Raw genomic sequence first — 16,070 nt, 5'->3', positions numbered from 1 at the left:
CGGGTCCCGCCGTGGAACCGGCCGCGGCGCCGGGAGCGGCCGTGAACCGCCGCCACGTACCGTTCCTCGGCCAGGTCCCGCCCCGGGCACGCCCCGTCGGCGCCGGTGCGACCTCGTGACCCCGCCTCTCCGCGGGCTCCTGAGCCGGCCGGACCTCCGTCCCGGCTGCTCGTACCTCCGCCGTGCCCGCGCTCGGGCCGGCCCCCGGTCGGGAGGCCCGACTCATCGTCGGCTCCGGTGCCTGCCCCGAGGTCTCCGCTCCGGTCGCTCGGTCGGACACGGCTCGGGTGCCCTGGCTCGGCGTCGGCTGCTGGGTCCACCCGGGGGTCTCCGCTCCGGCCCCCGGGGTCGCCCGGGCGTCCTGGCCGGTACCCGGCCTCTGGGGCGGGCGGTGCGGGTCGGGGGGGCCGCCCGTCGTGGGGGTCGTCATCCCAGGGCCGCCTCACCGGTCACGGTTCCCCGTCCGGCCGGTACGGCGATGTGCCCGTCGGCGCCGATCCGGTCGGCGCCGATCAGCGCCCACCAGGCGACCAGGCCGAAGCACACCGCCGTCAGCACGGTCGACGGGCCGCCGATGTCGGCGTACGCGAAGTCCACGAGCTGCCACACCAGCAGCCCGCAGGCGACGAGCGCGCAATCCAGCACCCGGCCCCCCGCCGCGCGGGTCCGCCACAGGCCGCGCAGGGCGCACACCAGCAGGGCGAGCCAGCCGCCCGCCAGGCAGACCAGCCCGATCAGCCCCTGTTCGCCGAGGACCAGCAGGTACATGTTGTGCGGGGACAGCAGCGGCTGCCGGCGGTAGGCGGCGCCCGCGCCCTCGGTGTCGCTGCCGGAGGACAGCGCGAGCGAGGCGTACCCGTCGCGGTACTCGGGGAACCCCTTCAGGCCGACGCCGGTCAGCGGGCGCTCGCGCCACATCGCACCGGCCGCCGCCCACATCGTGTACCGGTCGGTGACCGACTGGTCGGGCGCGTCGGCGACCTGGCCGATGCTGTCGATCCGCTCCTGGAGCATGGCCGTGCCCGTGCCGAACCCGCCGACCAGCACCACGCCGAGGGCCAGCACGGCCGCCCCGACCCGCAGCGCCCGGCGGAGCCCGGACAGCACCAGCTGGAGGGTGAGCGTGACCACGGTGGCGATCCAGGCACCCCGGCTGAAGGACAGGGCGAGGGGAACGGTCAGGGCGAGCGCGCAGCAGACGGCGGCCGCGCGCTCGCGCGGCGCCCCCCGGCCGAGCGCCAGACCCACCGCGCACACCAGCCCGAAGGCCACCACCGTCGCCATGCCCATCACGTCCGTCACCCCGAACGTGCCGACCGCCCGGACGTCCTCGCCCTGGTAGGAGGCGCCGGTCCCGGTGACGTACTGGTGCACGCCCACCGCGCCCTGCCATCCCGCGAGCGCCACCAACGACCAGGCCAGCAGCCGGAAGTCGACCCGGTCGCGGATCAGCAGCACCACGGCGGCCGGCACCAGCACGAAGACCTGGAGGTAGCGGCCCAGACCGGCGATCCCGGCGTCCGGCGGGACCGCGTGCAGCGCGGCGAGCGCGACACCGGCCACCGGCAGGCCGAGGACCACCGCGGCGGTCCGGGTGAGCGGGCGGCGGCGCGCCCGCAGCAGGCGTACCGCGCAGCCCACGACGACCAGCGCGGACAGCGCGTCGGCCGGTCCGGCACCGCCGTCGCCGCCGGGTGCGACCGGCAGCGCGAGCAGGGCGACCACGGCCACCACCGGCAGCACCGGGGAGAGCCACGCGGGGCGGCGGAGCGGCGACACGAGGGCCATCGGTCAGCTCCCCGTGGGACGCACGAGCGCGGCGGCCGTGCGCAGCAGGATGCAGACGTCCTGCCACAGGGACCAGTTGTCGATGTAGGCGTTGTCGAAGCGGGCCCGGTCCTCGATGGAGGTGTCGCCGCGCAGCCCGTTGATCTGGGCGAGCCCGGTGATGCCGGTCGGCATGCGGTGCCGGGCCGCGTAACCCGGGTAGGCCTGGCTGAACTGCGAGACGAAGTACGGCCGTTCGGGACGCGGTCCGACCAGGCTCATGTCCCCCCGGAACACGTTCCACAGCTGGAGCAGTTCGTCCAGCGAGGTCTGCCGCAGAAACCGGCAGAAGGGACTCATCCTGCGCTCGCCGGCCACGCTCCACCGGGTGGCCGCCTCGTGCTCGTCGACCGGGCGGTGGGTGCGGAACTTCAGCAGCGTGAACGGGCGGCCGTCCTTGCCGACGCGTTCCTGGCGGAAGACGACCCCGGGCCCGTCGGTGAGCCGCAGCACCGCCGCGCACACCAGCAGCAGGGGGCTGACGAGCACCAGCAACGCCCCGGAGACCAGCACGTCCAGCAGCCGCTTCCGGGTGCTCGTCCGGCGCCGCGCGCCCAGGTCCAGGCGGCGCACGGCGAACCCGGCGAGCTGGTCGCGCACCTCGTACGCCGGGCGGTCCGCGTCCACCTCCCAGACCGCGCAGCCCGACTCGGCGAGTGCCCGCAGCAGCGGTCCCTTGCCGGTGCGGACGGCCGGGTCGACGGTGAGGACGGCCCGCACCCCGTTCTGGATCAGGGCCCGTTCCACCTCCTCGCCGGTGGTGAGCACCGGCAGGCCGCCGGCGCCGTCCGGCAGCTCCGCGACCACGCCCACCGGGCGGACCCCGCAGCGCGGGTGCCGCAGCAGCGCGGCGGCCACCCGCTGGGCGGTCGCGGCGGGCCCGATCACGAGGGCGGTGGCCGGCCGCCGCAGCAGCGCGGTGCGGCGTCGCCGGTGGACCGCGCCCCGGCCCGCGCAGGCCGCCACGGCGTGCACCGCCCAGCCGAGCAGCAGGGCGGGGACGGCGAGGACGTGCCGCGGGTGCTGCGCGGCGAGCGCGGCGGCGAGGGCCAGCCAGACCACCGCGATCCGTCCGCACACCACGGGAAGTTCGTCCAGGACGCCGGTGACCGGTCGGGAGCCGCGCGGACGCAGCAGCAGCGCGCCGGCCACCAGGACGCCGACGAGCACCGGCCGGCGCACGGCCCCGTCCAGCGCGAGCGCCCCGGCCAGCGCGGCGAACAGGTCGGCGGTGACCAGCGGGAGCGGGGAGGCGGGCCGCGCGGGCGGGCGCCGCAGCGGGAACCGGAAGCTGCCGGCGGCACGGGTCGGGAGGACCGAGATGGGCGAGGAACCGTGGTCCCAGGGCTGCGCGCCGGGGGAGGGGACGGTGCTTTCCGCAGTCACGAGTGGATGGACTCCCTGCACTCGGAGGGCACGGGCTGGGCTGTTCCGCCGTTCGCCGCCGGGGCGGGGACGAGGAGTTCGCGGTAGAGGGCCGCGACCCGTCCGGCGGTGTGCCGCACGTCGTGCGTGGTCAGGACATGCCGGCGCCCCTGGTCGCCGAGGGCCGCGCGCAGCGGCGGATCGGACAGCAGCCCGGTGACCGCCCCGGCCAGTGCCACGGGGTCCTCCGGTGGTACCAGGCAGCGTGCGGCGAGGGCGGGCGGCAGGCTCTCGCGGGCGCCGTCGACGTCGGTGAGGACGACGGGCCGTCCGCAGGCCAGCGCCTCCAGCGGGGCGAGCGCCATGCCCTCCCAGCGCGAGGGCAGCACCACCAGGTCCGCGGCCCGGTACCAGGGCACGACATCGCCGACGGCGCCGGCGAAGCGCACGCCGGGGTGCGCCCGCCGGCGCAGGGCCTCGCGGTCCGGGCCGTCGCCGACCAGCACCAGCCGGGCCCGCGGCAGCACACGCAGTACGTCCTCCCAGGCACGCAGCAGCACGTCCTGGCCCTTCTGCCGGCACAGGCGCCCCACGCACACGACGAGGGGTGACGCCGGTTCCCCGGTGCCGTCCGTGCCGTCCGTGCCGTCCGTGCCGTCCGTGCCGGCGGCCGCGCGGGCAGCGGGGGCGAAGCGGGTGGTGTCGATGCCATTGGGGATGACCGTGTACACCGCGTGCACCCCGGCGCGTACGCCTGTCGCGCGCTCCGCCTCGCTCACGCACACCACCCGGTGCGCCCAGCGCGCCCCCCATCGCTCCCAGCGCCGGGCGAGCGCGGCGGTGGGCCCGTCGACCGCCGCGAACGACCAGGCGTGCGGCTGGAACACGGTGGGCGTGCGCCCGCGCACCGCGAGCCGGGCGGCGAGCCCGGCCTTGGCGCTGTGGGCGTGCACCAGTGCGGGCCGTACGTCGTCGATCAGCCGTGCGAGCCGCCGTACCTCGCCGGGCAGGCCGGGCCCCGGGGACCGGCCCGCCCGCCAGTGCCGCACGTCGGCGCCCAGCTCCCGCAGCCCCGCGGCCAGTTCTCCGCCGGGGCAGGCCACCGTGACCGGCAGCCCCGCCGCGAGCTGGGCGTGCGCCAGGTCGAGCACGACCCGGGCCACCCCGCCCTCGACGGGTTGCGCGAGGTGCAGGACCCGGGGCCGCGGGTCGGGTGCTGGCTGGTGCATTCGCGGGTTACCTCGCTCACGGGGGGCGCTCGGAACTGCGGTCGTGAACGCGTCGCACTACCGGGCGTCCACGGCGTCGGAGAGCGCGCCGGCCCACGCCGCGTCCGCGTGGGAAACGAGCCGGCGGCCCGGCCGGTCACCGCCGTCGCGCACAGCCGCGCCGAGATCGGACACGGGGTGGTCGCGGCCGAGCGCGTCGGCGTAGACCGGCACCCGCCGGACCGCTACACCGGCCAGGTCATTGATCGTGGCGTCCGGTACGTCGTCCGCGGGACGCGCGGGGTCACCGATGGCGACGGGCGTACGCCGGTGCGCTGCGCGGAACATGAGCGCGTCACCCGCGCGTCCGCGGCCGCCGTCGTACGCCACCGGGCCGGCGTGTCTGCCCGCGCCGGGAAGGGCGGCGCGGGCGAGCGCGGCCGCCGTCGTACGCGGCGGCGTTCCCGGGAACTTGCGCATGGCCGGCGGTGCCCTTTCGCACGTCTGGAGAGATCCGCAACTCTAGCGGCATCCGTACCAATACGGAGAAATCGGGCAAGTGTGTCGGAACAGTGAAGCACTTCGCCCGGCGCATCACCCCATTGGCGGCACAACTCCTCGATGCGCGGCGCGTTGACACAGCGCCGGGCATCCCGCCCGGATGTTGTGTCGATCTCAAGGAGCTCCTCCCCATGTCGCGTATCGCGAAGGGCCTGGTCCTGACCTCTGCCGCCGTCGCGGCCGTTGCCGGCGCCGCCGGTGTGGCCTCCGCCGACGCGGACGCCCACGGCGTCGCCGCCAACTCGCCGGGCGTGCTGTCGGGCAACGTCCTCCAGGTCCCGGTCCACATCCCGGTGAACGTCTGCGGCAACACCGTCGACATCATCGGCCTCCTGAACCCGGCGTTCGGCAACACCTGCGTCAACGACTGACACCGGGACGCACCCCTTCGGCCGGCCGGCCGCCCGCACATCCGTCGCGGCGCGGACGGCCGGTTCCGCGCTACCCCGGACGGATCACGTTCCGGGCGTGAGCGGTTGCGCGCCGCCATCGGTGAACTGACGGTGGGCTCAGGTCCCGCTGTCCACCGAAAGGAACACCCATGCGTGCTGTGCCCGCCCGGCGTCTCGCGTCCACCGCTCTCTGCGCGGCCGTCCTGGTCGGCATCACCGGCCCCGCCGTCGCCGCCGACACGGCACGCGGACACGACCGCGCCGCCTCCCGGGCGCCCGGCCCCGTCGCGGAGCGCGAGAGACTGCTCGCCCAGGTGAGGGCCCTCGGCACCGCCGGTTCCGTCCTCGACCCGGTCGTCGACCTGCTCAACCGCTCGCTGGAGAAGGGCAAGCTGCCCGCCGACGAGGCCAGGAGGCTGGGCGAGGCGGCGAAGAAGGCCATCGCCGAGGCCGCCGCCGACCCCACCCCGGCGGCGTCCGCGTCCCCGGCCTCCCCCACGGCCCCGGTCTCCCCGACGGCCCCGGCGTCCCCCGCGTCGCCGACGGCCCCCGCCTCACCCGCGAAGCCCGCGTCCCCCTCGACCACCGCGAAGCCGGCCAAGCCCGCGTCCCCCTCGACCACCGCGAAGCCGGCCAAGCCCGCGTCCCCCTCGACCACCGCGTCGCCCGCGAAGCCCGCGTCCCCCTCGGCCGGCGCTTCGCTGTCGACCGCCGCCTCCCCCTCGGCCAGCGCCTCCCCGGCGCCCGCCGAGCCCGCCGCGCAGCCGGCCGAGCCCGCCGCCCCCGCGCCCGCCAAGGCCGACGACGGCAAGCCGATCACCGCCCGCGACCTCGCCGGTGACGCGCTGTCCGCCCTCCAGAGCGCGATCGACGACCTGGTGAAGGCGGTCACCGGCGGCCTCGACCAGCTCCTGTCGTCCGCCGGCGACGTGGTGTCCGGCCTGGTGAACCTGCTCGGCACGACCCTCCTCGGCACCGACATGCCCGCCCCCAGCATCGACTCCCTGCCGTCCCTGCCCTCCGTCCCGGCCCTGCCCTCGCTGCCCGCGCTGCCGTCCCTGCCCGCCACGACGGACCTCACGACCACCACCGGCTGACGCGGGAACCCGAACGGGCCGTCCGCCGGCGTCCGCCGCTGCCACCGGCGGACGCCGGTCGCAGTCGCACGGGGATCTCATATGTCTTCTCGGGCCGGGGTTTCCGGCCCGGCCGGACCTCGTTAGGCAGGGCGTCAGACACCCTGGGGCGACGTGAGTTGCCGAGGAAAGGAACACGATGAAGTCCCTGAAGGCCGCCGCCGTTGTCGCCGGTTCCGTGGCCCTTGCCGGCGTCGCCGCGCCCGCGTTCGCCTACGACGCCCAGCACCTGCCGCCCATGAGCCTCAACGGAGGGCTCGCCCAGATCACCGAGCACCCGCCCACCGTCACCGACCTGCTGCCGGTCCGGCACCAGTCGGACGCGCTCGACACCGAGAACAAGGACTCTGTGCTGAGCGGCGTCAAGAACGCCACCAAGACCCTCAACAGCAAGAAGCTGCTCGGCGGTCTGCCGCTGCGGCACTGACGTCCACCGCACCGAGACGGGCCGGTTCCGCACCCAGGGGACCGGCCCCCGGCGTGTCCCGGGCCCCGTCCCCCGATCGTGTGGCACGGCCCCGGACACTGCTCCGGACGGGTGAGGAGCGGCCCGACCGGCCCGCGGCCCGTCGGTATGGTCGCGCGGTGACCTCAGTATCGAGCGAGACCCGCCCCTTCCGCGCCGCCGACCTCGGCACCCTCGCGCTGCTCGCCTGGATGGCCAGGAACGAGGTGGGCGACGGCAGGACCCCCTGCCTGCTCGCCTGCTCCCTGGGCGACGGCCCGGACGGCCCGGACGCCGCGTCCGCCGCCGTCGCGCGGCTCTGCGCCGACATGGGGCTGCCCGTCGGTGGCGAGCCCGTCGACGGCACCAGTCGGCCCAGCCTGAAGGTCAGCATGCTGGTCGTCGCCGGCCAGATCGTCCTCCAGATGCCGGGCGTCAGCAGCCAGGTCACCCCGCCGGCGGAATGGGTGAGCGCCGTGCAGGAACTCGGCTACGCCTACTTCATGTTCACCACCCGGATCTGCCCCTCGACCGGCCCCCGCCGGCCCGCCACCGGGGAGACGCTGGCCGCGTTCGCGGGCGCCCCGGAGACCACGAACGCCGCCGCGCACCTCTACCTCCCCGCCCGCGGCCTGCGCGTCTGAGGAGCCGGCCGCTGTCCCCCTTCACAAGCGCCACCTGCGCCACGGCCTCCTGCTCGCCCCCCAACGGGTCGGGGCGTTCCACGTCGAGCGCACCTGGACGCTGCCGGTACCGCGCAGGGGTGGTCGGCGTGCTCGCGCTGACGCGCCGGTGGGACTTCTGGACGAGCTGACTATTACGGCACCCGGGGGAATTGTGCGCGGAAGCCCTGGTCCGCTCGTTACGCGGTACGGACGTCGAATCCCCGCACCCTGAAAGGGACCGTACCTGACATGAAGTCGACCACCCGAGGAACCCTCGCCGCCGTCGTCACGGGCGTCGCGGCCACCGTGGGGGCCGCCGGCCCCGCCGCAGCGGCCGGCACGGTTCCCGTCCCCGTGCCCCTGGGCGGCGTCTCCAAGGCCCTGCACATGGAGGTGCCCAGGCTCGGCGCGGAGCTGCCGCTGCCGACACCGGGCGCCCCCGAAGGTCCCCGGTTCGTCACCGGCCGGCTCCTCCCGGACCGCACCCTGCCGCAGCTGCCGGTCAGCGGCGGCCTGCCCGGCCTGGACGCCCGGGCTCCGCTGCCGCACGTCCTGGGCGACGACTTCGACCACCTCGGCGTGACCGCGCCCGCCTCCGCGCTGCGGGCCCTCACCCCCGGCCTGTCCGCGGACGCCCCGCTCACCGCGCCCCGGGCCGCTCACTTCGGCCTCCCCGGCACCCAGCTGCCCCGGGCCGGCGTCCTCGCCCCGGTCCTCCAGACCGTCGCCGGCGCGGACGTGGACACCGGCTCCGGCGTCTGACCGGCCCGCCGGCGGACCCGTCCGCGCCCGGGGCCGCGCCTCCCGCGATCCCCTCGTACTCCCCGGATGGCTCTCCGGCGGTGACCCCGCGCGCCCCTCACCGGTTAACCGGGAGGACATCCCAACCCGGAGGAGGAGCAGCGATGGTCGTCGGCGTCGGTGGTGTGGCGGTCGGTGCGGAACAGCGGACCGCGGTGGGGGCGGGGGCGGGCAGACCCTCGCGGAGGGAGGTGGCCCGGGGGCTGCTGGCCTCCGCCGCCGCCCTGGCGCTCACCCCGGTCGTCGCCGCCTCCCGGCCGGCGTCCCCGGCCGGCAGTGGGGGCGGCTCCTTCGACGAGACCTACCGGGGCCGCCGCATCCAGGGCGTCCCGCTGCCCGCCGCGGGACCGCGGACCGCCGGCACCGACTGGCGGGTCACCATCGACGGCCGCCCGCTGCACCTGATGCGCAGGGCCGACGGCAGCTGGCTGAGCATGGTCGACCACTACACGTCGTACCGGACGCCCCTGGAGGCCACCCGGGCGGCCGTCGACGGCCTCGGTCCCGGACAGCGGCTGCGCGACCTGGCGCCCGGACCGGTCGGAGGCTCCCGGCCGGGGGACCACACGCACCCGGGGGGCCGCCATGGCGTACGTGCGTAAGGACGTCAGCACCCTCACCCGCACCGAGCGCCGCCGGTTCGTCGACGCCCTGCTGGAGCTGAAACGGCGCGGCGAGTACGACGAGTTCGTGCGCATGCACATCGACTTCTACACCACCGACGGCGAGGACGGTCTGCGCAGCGCCCACATGGCGCCGTCGTTCCTGCCCTGGCACCGCCGCTTCCTGTTGGAGCTGGAACGGGCGCTGCGCCGGGTCGACTCCTCGGTGACCGTGCCGTACTGGGACTGGACCCGGCACCGCACGACGACGTCCGTGCCCTGGACCAAGGATCTCCTCGGCGGCAACGGGCGGCGCTCCGACCGCCAGGTCACCACCGGTCCCTTCGCCTACGCGGCGGGCCGCTGGACCATCCGCGAGGGCGTCACCGACGGCAAGTTCCTCACCCGGGACCTCGGCCGGGCCGCCGCCCCCATCCAGCTGCCCACCCGCGGCGAACTCCGGGCGGCGCTCGACGAGCGGGTGTACGACGTGTGGCCCTGGGACTCCACCGTCCGCAAGGGCTTCCGCAACAGGCTGGAGGGCTGGGGGTCCGGCACCGGCAGCGCCTCCTGGCGCAACCACAACCGGGTGCACCGCTGGGTCGGCGGCGCCATGCTCGGCGGCGCCTCCGTGAACGACCCGGTGTTCTGGCTGCACCACGCCTTCGTCGACCTCCAGTGGTACCGCTGGCAGCGGGCCCACCGCGACCACCGGTACCTGCCGGCCGAGCCGCCCCGGGCCACCGACCGGCAGCACGGCCGCGTCGTCGCCCGGCACCAGAAGCTGCCCCCGTGGGACGAGACCCCGGACCAGCTGGAGGACGTGAGCCGGATCTACCGGTACGCGTGAGGCGGGCACGGGGAAGAGCCCCGGCGCTCGGAGTGCCGGGGCTCTTCCCTGTGGGTGCCGGTCGGCTCAGCCGCCGTAGCCGGGGCCGGCGTTGCCGCCCTTGCTGTCGTGGCCGCCGTTGACGCAGGCGTTGCCGAACGCCGGGTTCAGCAGGCCGATGACGTCGATGGTGTTGCCGCAGAGGTTGATCGGCACGTCGACCGGGATCTGGACGATGTTGCCCGACAGGACGCCGGGGGAGCCGACGGCCGCGGCCCCGGCGTCGGCGTCGGCCAGGGCCAGCCCGGCCCCGCTCATCACCACGGCACTGGTGCCGAGGGCGACAGCGGCTGCCTTCGCGAAGCGAGACATCACGTTCTCCTTTGCTAGCTCGGATGGCACGGCGACGGACCCGCCGCCGCACTCCCCGTTCAACGGCGCCGCGCGGGGCTGGTCACGGTGATCAGCCCGGCGTCACCCTTTCAACGGCACCCCGCCACCGGTCCACGAGCCGGCACGGCGGCTGTACGGCACGCCCGAGCCAGGGCGCCCGCACGACCTGTCTCATGCGGGGGCGCATGGACGGCACCGCCTAATTCACGGGCGCCCGGCCGGGCCGCTCGCCTACCCTCCGGCCATGGACGACGACAACCCCACCGATCCGCGCGAACGCTCCCGGCAACTGATCGGCCTGCTCGCCGACCCCGGCCGGCTGCGGGCCTTCGCCGCCGTGGCGCTCGGCGCGCGCGGCCCCGAGGAGGTCGCCGGTGCGGCCGGCCTCCCGGCGAGGGACACCGCCCTCGCGCTGTTCCGGCTGCGCGAGCACGGCGCCGTGACCGAAGGCCCCGACGGTGCGCTCGCCGTCTCCCACGAGCTCCTGCGCGACCTGGCCCGCCGCGAGCGGCCCGCGCGGCAGACCGGACCGGACGTGATCGCCACGTTCGTCCGCGACGGCCGTCTGCTGCGGCTGCCGGCCCAGTGGACCCGCAAGCAGCGCGTCCTGCGGCACATCGCGGAACAGACCTTCGAGCCGGGCGTCGCCTACCCGGAACGCGTCGTGAACGAGCGCCTGCGCGCCTGGTGCGAGGGGTCCGACGACATCGACCATGTGACCCTGCGCCGCTACCTGGTCGACCTCCACGAACTGCGCCGCGCCGACGGCGTCTACGAACGCGTGCCGACCGACGCCTGACCGGACCCTCAGGGCAGTCGGCCTATCGGCGGATCCGGTCCCTCAGGGCAGCCGGCGGATCGGTGAACCGTCCAGCCAGGCCCGGATGTCCTCCACCGCCTGGCCGTAGTACGTCGCGTAGTTGGCGTGCGAGACGTAACCGAGGTGGGGTGTGGCGAGGAGCCGGGGAGCGGTCCGCATCGGATGTCCGGCGGGCAGCGGCTCGATGTCGAAGACGTCGACCCCGGCGCCCGCGATGCGCCCCTCGTGCAGCGCGGCCAGCAGCGCCTCCTGGTCGACGATGGCCGCCCGCGAGGTGTTCACCAGGTAGGCGGTCGGCTTCATCAGGGCGAGTTCGGCGGCGCCGACCAGGCCGCGGGTACGGTCACCGAGGGCCAGGTGGACGGAGACGAAGTCGCTCTCGGCGAGCAACTCCTCCTTGGAGAAGGCGAGTTCCACCCCGACCTCCGCGGCGCGCTCCCCGGTGAGGTGCCGGCTCCACGCGCTGACCCGCATCCCGAAGGCGAGCCCGACCGCCGCCACCCGGGCGCCGATCTTGCCGAGCCCGAGCAGCCCCAGCCGGCGTCCGTGCAGATCGGCGCCGACGGTCGACTGCCAGGGCCCGCCGCCCCGCAAGGCGTTGTTCTCCTGGACGATGCCCCGGGCGAGCCCGAGCAGCAGCGCCCAGGTCAGCTCGACCGGCGGGGTGCTGGAACTCGCCGTACCGCACACGGTGACCCCGTGCGCCTCGGCGGCGGCGTAGTCGATGACGCTGTTGCGCATCCCGGAGGCGACGAGCAGCCTCAGCCGGGGCAGCCGGGCGATCAACGAGCCGGGGAACGCGACGCGTTCGCGCAGGGTCACGACGATGTCGGCCTCGGCGAGGGCCTCCGCCAGGGCGTCCTCGTCAGCGAGGTGCTCGCGCAGCGGCACCACCTCGACCCGGTCACCGAGCACCGACCAGTCGGCCGACCCGGTGGCCGCCCCCTGGAAGTCGTCCAGCACCACACAACGAAGTCGCACGTCGTCTCCCTCCCGCCGGACGACTCTAACGACCACCCGGGAACGCACGCACCTCGCCCTCCTCGGCATGGCCACACGGCCGGAGATCGCCGACGAGTCGGTGGAGCTGATGAGCGGGTCCTGGTGCGCAGTGTCCGCCCGGGCGAGGAGGCGACGCCGTAGCCGTGCACGGGCGGCGGCCAGGCTTGTGCCGCCGGTCGCGGCCTTCGTAGGTTGGCCCCATGGGACTCTTCGACAAGCTGACCGGCACCCGGCATCCCGCAGAGGGGGTGTCGCCGGTCCCGGGGCAGGAGTTGCGGTCCGCGCTGCTCGGCCTCAACCAGCCCGAGGTCCCGTACGTCATCCGGTACGGCGGCGGTGAGCAGTGCGACCTGCTGGCCGAGTGGCGGCTGACCGAGCCCGCCTGGCAGCAGACCTTCCTCCGCTCCGACATCGGTCACGCGGTGCGGATCCGGATGCGGCTGGACCACCAGGCGCATGAGGTCCGCGCGCTGGAGGAACAGTGGGAACTCAGCCGGGTCGGCACCCCGACACGGCTCCAGGTGACAGCGGAGTACACGCGCGGACCGAGCCGGACCGTCAGCCGGCAGTGGACTGTCGGACGCGGCGCCGACGGCCGTCCGGAGGCGACGGAGACCTTCGGCTTCGACAGCGCCCGGATGCGCGAACCCCTGCGCGACACCGTCCTCGGGTCCGGCTGGACCTGGCGCGGAGTGGTCTTCGGCAAACTGTGACCCGACGACCGGCCGCGCGATCCGCCACTGCCTGACCGCGACTCCGGTACTGCCGTGCCGCAGGCCGGGTATCCGTCCACGCATGCTGGCCATCATGTACCGGTCCTACGACACAGCCACGACCGTGTGGGCGTTCGCGCTGTCGCTCCTGGTCGTGCTGGTCGTGGGTTGGTACGTCCGGCGACGCAAGTAGCTCCGCCTCGACCGCGGGCGCACGTGTGCCTCGCCGTACCCCTCCGGCATGAGTCGTGCTTCGGGCAGAACCGGGAGATGCCGCGCCGGCCACTGCGCCGGCGGCATCCCCTCCATCTCCCGCGTGGTACAGGGCGGCGACGCCGGCGGCTACATCGAGCATCCGAGCCACCGGTACTGAGCGCGGATTCAGGCTGCCTATCCCTCATCGCCTTCCTGGTCGGAGGTTTCGTTGGCGCGGTCGATCTCGGCCATGTGCTCCTCCGCCCAGGTCCGCAGCCCCGCGAGCGCGGCTTCAAGGGACAGCCCGAGTCCGGTGAGTCGGTAGAAGACCCGCGGCGGCACGGTCGGTTCGACCCGGCGCGACACCAGACCGTCGCGGGTCAGGCTTCGCAGCGTCACGGACAGCATCTTCTGCGAGACGCCGGGCATCCGGCGTCTCAGCTCCGCGAAGCGCACCTCGTGCGGTGCGGCATCGGCGAGCGTCTTGACGGCCATGGACGTCCACTTCGTGCCGATGCGGTCCAGCAACTGCCTCGTCGGGCACCGGGGATCGAACAGATCGCCGCGTACCCCGCGACCGGCGGCCTGGGCTCCTCGAGTGGTCACCTGTGGCTCACCACCTTCCCTGAAAGTGCCGTCTGGCAAGCGGTCGTACGGTTACCTATCGTTTCGTGGTCACCAATGGTAACCAGCCGGAGGAGCCGTCATGCCAGCCGCCGACGCACATCGACTACGCCGCATCGCGACGAACGGCGTCCAACTCAACGTCGCAATCGCGGGGGACGGACCTGCGGTTCTCCTGCTGCACGGCTTCCCGCACACCTGGCAACTCTGGAGCGACATCATGGGCCGACTGGCCGGGCGGTACCGGGTCATCGCCCCGGACCTGCGGGGCTTCGGCGCCAGTTCACATGCTGTCGAGGGTTACGACGCGGGCACCCTCGCCGCCGACGCCGAGGGGCTGCTCGACGCACTCGGCGAGCCTTCGGCGGCGGTGGTCGGCATCGACGCGGGCACCGCCCCCGCCGTCCTGCTCGCGTTGCGCCGGCCCGGCATCGTCCGGCGCCTGGTCGTGATGGAGGGACTGCTCGGCCGCCTGCCCGGAGCGGAACACGTCGTCGCGAGCGGCGCCCCGTGGTGGTTCGGCTTCCACGCCGTCCCCGGCCTCGCCGAAACCGTCCTGGCCGGCAACGAGGCCCTGTACGTCGACTTCTTCCTCGACTCGGGGACGCTCGGGCGAGGAGTCCCCGACGACATCCGCGCGGCCTTCGTCCACGCGTACACCGGGAGCGAGGCCCTGCGTCGCGCGTTCTCCTATTACCGGGCGCTGCCCACCAGCGCGCAGCAGATCCAGGACGCCGTCGCGACGGCTCGGCTGACCACGCCCACCATGGCCATCGGCTCTCACCCCGTAGGTCCCGGGCTCGAACGCCAACTCCGTCCCATCGCCGACGACCTGGTCGGACACCATCTCCAGGACTGCGGCCACATCATCCCCCTGGACCGCCCCGACGCGTTGTTCGCGCTCCTTGCTCCCTTCCTCTCCGCCGATCTGCCCAGCGGTGCGTTGTCCAGGACCGCCGGATCAGGCTGCGCACGGTGATGCTTGTCGGCGAGGTCGAAGAAGGCAGGCGTCGATGACGGTGCCGCGACGCTCCTAGCACCGGGCGAGACGGGAATCTGGTCGAGGACGAGGCCGACGATCCGGTCGTAGGACTCAGGTGCGAGCTGCTTGAACCCGGCGAAAGCGCACACGCGTATCCACTCGTCGCGACGGCTGCGGATTGTGCTGGGCGAGCAGGTCGCGTCGGCGATGGCCTCGTAAGAACAGCCGAAGCGCGGCAGTCGCAGCATCTTGCCGAAGACGATCCGGTCGGAGTTGTCACTCAGTCACCCACGGTCCTCAGCCACGCTGCCCATACCGTCAACCAGAGCAAGCTGCACCGGTAGAAGCGGCGAGATGAGCCTTGGGTGACAACTCCTCTTTTCCATCGCGAGTGGTGGCGGTTGAACGCGGGTCTCCGGTCCGGTGATTCTTCCGTGGCGCGGGCATGAGGAAAGGACCTCCTGAACAGCTCGTGGGTGTCGAATCCATGAGCGGCAGGAGGTCCTTGTGGCGCACGCTTCCGTGTCGATGGTCGCGCGATCCGTCGGGTGAATCGAGATTGTTGCGCTTCACGCGCGATCAGCCACCCGACAGGCCCTTATACGCGCCCGAAGACCAGGCTCCCCGGGGCGGACGGGTCGGAGGAGAGGAAGAATTCGCGGGAGGATCGGATGAGTTCCGGACGAGAGATGTGTCCGTCTCCGTCGATGTCCAGCGCCGCGAACGCCTGTGCAGCCTCGGGAGAGGGGATACCCCAGACGTTGTTCGCGTGCCGAAGGTATTCGTCCTTGCTGATCTGGTGGTCGCCATCGGTGTCCATCACGTCGAACGTGGCTTCGGCGAGACCGTTGACGGCATCGAAGCGACTGGTGTCGATCACCGCGGAGCGGGTCGCCGCGACGTACTCTTCCTCGGAGATGCGCAGGTCACCGTTGGCGTCCGCGTGGCGGGCCAGCTCCTGCCAGAGCATGGCGTAGGCGGCGTGGAGGGCCATGGCCTTGCGGTCGTTCTTGTTCAGCCCGTACTCGTTGAAGTATCGGTCGATGATGACCTGGAAGTCGCTCCAGTCGACGTATCCGTCATTGTCGGCATCCAGGGCACTGAAGACCTTCTTAATCTTCAGGCCAATGGCGTCAGCGGTCGCAGTGCCCATTTAACTGCCTTTCGGGTATGCGGGGGCTGGATGGGCAGCTGGAACTATTCCCGGCTGCTCCTCTCCGACGCTAGCATCAGGCATCATCTGGCGCCGCGAAGCACCATCATTATTGATCCGAACGGGTGTGAAGGTGTTCAGAACAACGCAAGAGAAGCCCGCGACATGGCATTGCTCAATAGACGCGGAAGGCCGCCGCTGGCGAAGACAGGGCGGCGGCCCCACCCGCTGCGCGCCCGCGCTTGGGCGGGCCTTGAACCAGTGAGCTTCTTCAGCGTTGCCGCTCTAGGGTGAGGACGGCTTTGGCGATTGACGTCATGCGGTTGGGGCTGCATCGGGATCTGCGGAAGATCTGCC

The 16,070-nt window shown here is 73.7% G+C and carries 18 protein-coding genes and 2 pseudogenes; 10 read left to right on the top strand and 10 right to left on the bottom strand.

Features of this window, described 5'->3' with window-relative positions:
• Positions 1–426: 426 nt before the first annotated feature.
• From ACIQVT_RS33700 to ACIQVT_RS33685, 4 genes are read right to left on the bottom strand one after another with little or no spacing between them, the layout of a single operon-like run.
• Entirely contained in the window at positions 427–1,788 is a 1,362-nt protein-coding gene (locus tag ACIQVT_RS33700) for an O-antigen ligase family protein (protein ID WP_403763205.1), read from the bottom strand.
• Between the two features lie 3 nt (positions 1,789–1,791).
• Positions 1,792–3,213 carry an exopolysaccharide biosynthesis polyprenyl glycosylphosphotransferase gene (locus ACIQVT_RS33695; RefSeq protein ID WP_403763202.1) on the bottom strand — a complete coding sequence of 474 codons (1,422 nt, stop codon included), beginning with the start codon at positions 3,211–3,213 and terminating at the stop codon, positions 1,792–1,794.
• Positions 3,210–4,421 (bottom strand): glycosyltransferase family 4 protein, encoded by a 1,212-nt coding sequence (locus ACIQVT_RS33690; RefSeq protein WP_403763199.1) that lies wholly within the window; start codon positions 4,419–4,421, stop codon positions 3,210–3,212. The genes ACIQVT_RS33695 and ACIQVT_RS33690 overlap by 4 nt, the downstream gene beginning before the upstream one ends.
• Before the next feature lie 57 nt (positions 4,422–4,478).
• Positions 4,479–4,880 (bottom strand): hypothetical protein, encoded by a 402-nt coding sequence (locus tag ACIQVT_RS33685; protein ID WP_403763196.1) that lies wholly within the window; start codon positions 4,878–4,880, stop codon positions 4,479–4,481.
• A 212-nt stretch (positions 4,881–5,092) separates the two neighbouring features.
• On the opposite strand from ACIQVT_RS33685, the gene ACIQVT_RS33680 reads away from it, so the two are divergent.
• From ACIQVT_RS33680 to ACIQVT_RS33650, 7 genes are all read left to right on the top strand, one after another.
• Positions 5,093–5,332, top strand: a complete 240-nt coding sequence (locus ACIQVT_RS33680; RefSeq protein WP_403763193.1) for a chaplin — start codon at positions 5,093–5,095, stop codon at positions 5,330–5,332.
• Between the two features lie 170 nt (positions 5,333–5,502).
• Positions 5,503–6,450, top strand: a complete 948-nt coding sequence (locus tag ACIQVT_RS33675) for a hypothetical protein (RefSeq protein ID WP_403763190.1) — start codon at positions 5,503–5,505, stop codon at positions 6,448–6,450.
• A 178-nt stretch (positions 6,451–6,628) separates the two neighbouring features.
• A complete protein-coding gene (locus tag ACIQVT_RS33670) occupies positions 6,629–6,916 on the top strand; it encodes a hypothetical protein (protein ID WP_403763187.1) in 288 nt (95 codons plus the stop codon).
• 158 nt (positions 6,917–7,074) lie between these two features.
• Positions 7,075–7,578, top strand: a complete 504-nt coding sequence (locus tag ACIQVT_RS33665) for a DUF5949 family protein (RefSeq protein WP_403763184.1) — start codon at positions 7,075–7,077, stop codon at positions 7,576–7,578.
• Positions 7,579–7,848: 270 nt separating this feature from the next.
• Complete coding sequence (locus ACIQVT_RS33660) at positions 7,849–8,361, top strand: hypothetical protein (protein WP_403763181.1); 513 nt, start codon at positions 7,849–7,851, stop codon at positions 8,359–8,361.
• 143 nt (positions 8,362–8,504) lie between these two features.
• A complete protein-coding gene (locus tag ACIQVT_RS33655) occupies positions 8,505–9,002 on the top strand; it encodes a tyrosinase family oxidase copper chaperone (protein WP_403763178.1) in 498 nt (165 codons plus the stop codon).
• A complete protein-coding gene (locus ACIQVT_RS33650; protein ID WP_403763175.1) occupies positions 8,986–9,852 on the top strand; it encodes a tyrosinase family protein in 867 nt (288 codons plus the stop codon). Before ACIQVT_RS33655 ends, ACIQVT_RS33650 begins: the two co-directional genes overlap by 17 nt.
• A 66-nt stretch (positions 9,853–9,918) precedes the next feature.
• On the opposite strand, the gene ACIQVT_RS33645 is transcribed toward ACIQVT_RS33650, so the two are convergent.
• Positions 9,919–10,203 (bottom strand): chaplin, encoded by a 285-nt coding sequence (locus tag ACIQVT_RS33645; RefSeq protein WP_403763172.1) that lies wholly within the window; start codon positions 10,201–10,203, stop codon positions 9,919–9,921.
• A gap of 265 nt (positions 10,204–10,468) precedes the next feature.
• Between ACIQVT_RS33645 and ACIQVT_RS33640 the strand changes: the two genes are divergently transcribed.
• Positions 10,469–11,023: a DUF2087 domain-containing protein gene (locus ACIQVT_RS33640; RefSeq protein WP_403763169.1), complete on the top strand. Its 555-nt coding sequence runs from the start codon at positions 10,469–10,471 to the stop codon at positions 11,021–11,023.
• 42 nt (positions 11,024–11,065) lie between these two features.
• On the opposite strand, the gene ACIQVT_RS33635 is transcribed toward ACIQVT_RS33640, so the two are convergent.
• The gene (locus ACIQVT_RS33635) at positions 11,066–12,025 is read right to left on the bottom strand and encodes a D-2-hydroxyacid dehydrogenase family protein (RefSeq protein WP_403763166.1); all 960 of its coding nucleotides are present in this window, start codon (positions 12,023–12,025) and stop codon (positions 11,066–11,068) included.
• A 221-nt stretch (positions 12,026–12,246) separates the two neighbouring features.
• On the opposite strand from ACIQVT_RS33635, the gene ACIQVT_RS33630 reads away from it, so the two are divergent.
• Entirely contained in the window at positions 12,247–12,759 is a 513-nt protein-coding gene (locus ACIQVT_RS33630; RefSeq protein WP_403763163.1) for a hypothetical protein, read from the top strand.
• 390 nt (positions 12,760–13,149) lie between these two features.
• Here the strand turns inward: ACIQVT_RS33630 and ACIQVT_RS33625 are convergent, their stop codons facing one another.
• Complete coding sequence (locus ACIQVT_RS33625) at positions 13,150–13,560, bottom strand: winged helix-turn-helix transcriptional regulator (RefSeq protein ID WP_403763159.1); 411 nt, start codon at positions 13,558–13,560, stop codon at positions 13,150–13,152.
• Positions 13,561–13,660: 100 nt separating this feature from the next.
• Here ACIQVT_RS33625 and ACIQVT_RS33620 point away from each other — a divergent pair, with 100 nt between their 5' ends.
• Positions 13,661–14,557: an alpha/beta fold hydrolase gene (locus tag ACIQVT_RS33620; protein ID WP_403763156.1), complete on the top strand. Its 897-nt coding sequence runs from the start codon at positions 13,661–13,663 to the stop codon at positions 14,555–14,557.
• A 35-nt stretch (positions 14,558–14,592) separates the two neighbouring features.
• Here the strand turns inward: ACIQVT_RS33620 and ACIQVT_RS33615 are convergent.
• The 3 genes and pseudogenes from ACIQVT_RS33615 to ACIQVT_RS33605 all read right to left on the bottom strand — a co-directional run.
• Positions 14,593–14,832: pseudogene (locus ACIQVT_RS33615) on the bottom strand (IS5/IS1182 family transposase); the annotation flags it as partial.
• Positions 14,833–15,158: 326 nt separating this feature from the next.
• Complete coding sequence (locus ACIQVT_RS33610; protein WP_403763153.1) at positions 15,159–15,713, bottom strand: EF-hand domain-containing protein; 555 nt, start codon at positions 15,711–15,713, stop codon at positions 15,159–15,161.
• Positions 15,714–15,984: 271 nt separating this feature from the next.
• Positions 15,985–16,070 (bottom strand): annotated as a pseudogene (locus ACIQVT_RS33605) (IS5/IS1182 family transposase); the annotation flags it as partial.

The sequence above is a fragment of the Streptomyces sp. NPDC100445 genome, assembly GCF_044759735.1.
In the GTDB taxonomy this organism is placed as follows: Bacteria; Actinomycetota; Actinomycetes; order Streptomycetales; family Streptomycetaceae; genus Streptomyces.
The sequence above is the reverse complement of the archived record's forward strand: the minus strand, read 5'-3'. Positions and strand labels throughout refer to the sequence as shown.

Bases quoted from the DNA above. Each gene is read 5' to 3' on its own strand.
- ACIQVT_RS33700 (WP_403763205.1), bottom strand. From the start codon at position 1,788: ATGGCCCTCGTGTCGCCGCTCCGCCGCCCCGCGTGGCTCTCCCCGGTG.
- ACIQVT_RS33690 (WP_403763199.1), bottom strand. From the start codon at position 4,421: ATGCACCAGCCAGCACCCGACCCGCGGCCCCGGGTCCTGCACCTCGCG.
- ACIQVT_RS33685 (WP_403763196.1), bottom strand. From the start codon at position 4,880: ATGCGCAAGTTCCCGGGAACGCCGCCGCGTACGACGGCGGCCGCGCTC.
- ACIQVT_RS33680 (WP_403763193.1), top strand. From the start codon at position 5,093: ATGTCGCGTATCGCGAAGGGCCTGGTCCTGACCTCTGCCGCCGTCGCG.
- ACIQVT_RS33675 (WP_403763190.1), top strand. From the start codon at position 5,503: ATGCGTGCTGTGCCCGCCCGGCGTCTCGCGTCCACCGCTCTCTGCGCG.
- ACIQVT_RS33670 (WP_403763187.1), top strand. From the start codon at position 6,629: ATGAAGTCCCTGAAGGCCGCCGCCGTTGTCGCCGGTTCCGTGGCCCTT.
- ACIQVT_RS33660 (WP_403763181.1), top strand. From the start codon at position 7,849: ATGAAGTCGACCACCCGAGGAACCCTCGCCGCCGTCGTCACGGGCGTC.
- ACIQVT_RS33655 (WP_403763178.1), top strand. From the start codon at position 8,505: ATGGTCGTCGGCGTCGGTGGTGTGGCGGTCGGTGCGGAACAGCGGACC.
- ACIQVT_RS33650 (WP_403763175.1), top strand. From the start codon at position 8,986: ATGGCGTACGTGCGTAAGGACGTCAGCACCCTCACCCGCACCGAGCGC.
- ACIQVT_RS33645 (WP_403763172.1), bottom strand. From the start codon at position 10,203: ATGTCTCGCTTCGCGAAGGCAGCCGCTGTCGCCCTCGGCACCAGTGCC.
- ACIQVT_RS33640 (WP_403763169.1), top strand. From the start codon at position 10,469: ATGGACGACGACAACCCCACCGATCCGCGCGAACGCTCCCGGCAACTG.
- ACIQVT_RS33630 (WP_403763163.1), top strand. From the start codon at position 12,247: ATGGGACTCTTCGACAAGCTGACCGGCACCCGGCATCCCGCAGAGGGG.
- ACIQVT_RS33620 (WP_403763156.1), top strand. From the start codon at position 13,661: ATGCCAGCCGCCGACGCACATCGACTACGCCGCATCGCGACGAACGGC.
- ACIQVT_RS33610 (WP_403763153.1), bottom strand. From the start codon at position 15,713: ATGGGCACTGCGACCGCTGACGCCATTGGCCTGAAGATTAAGAAGGTC.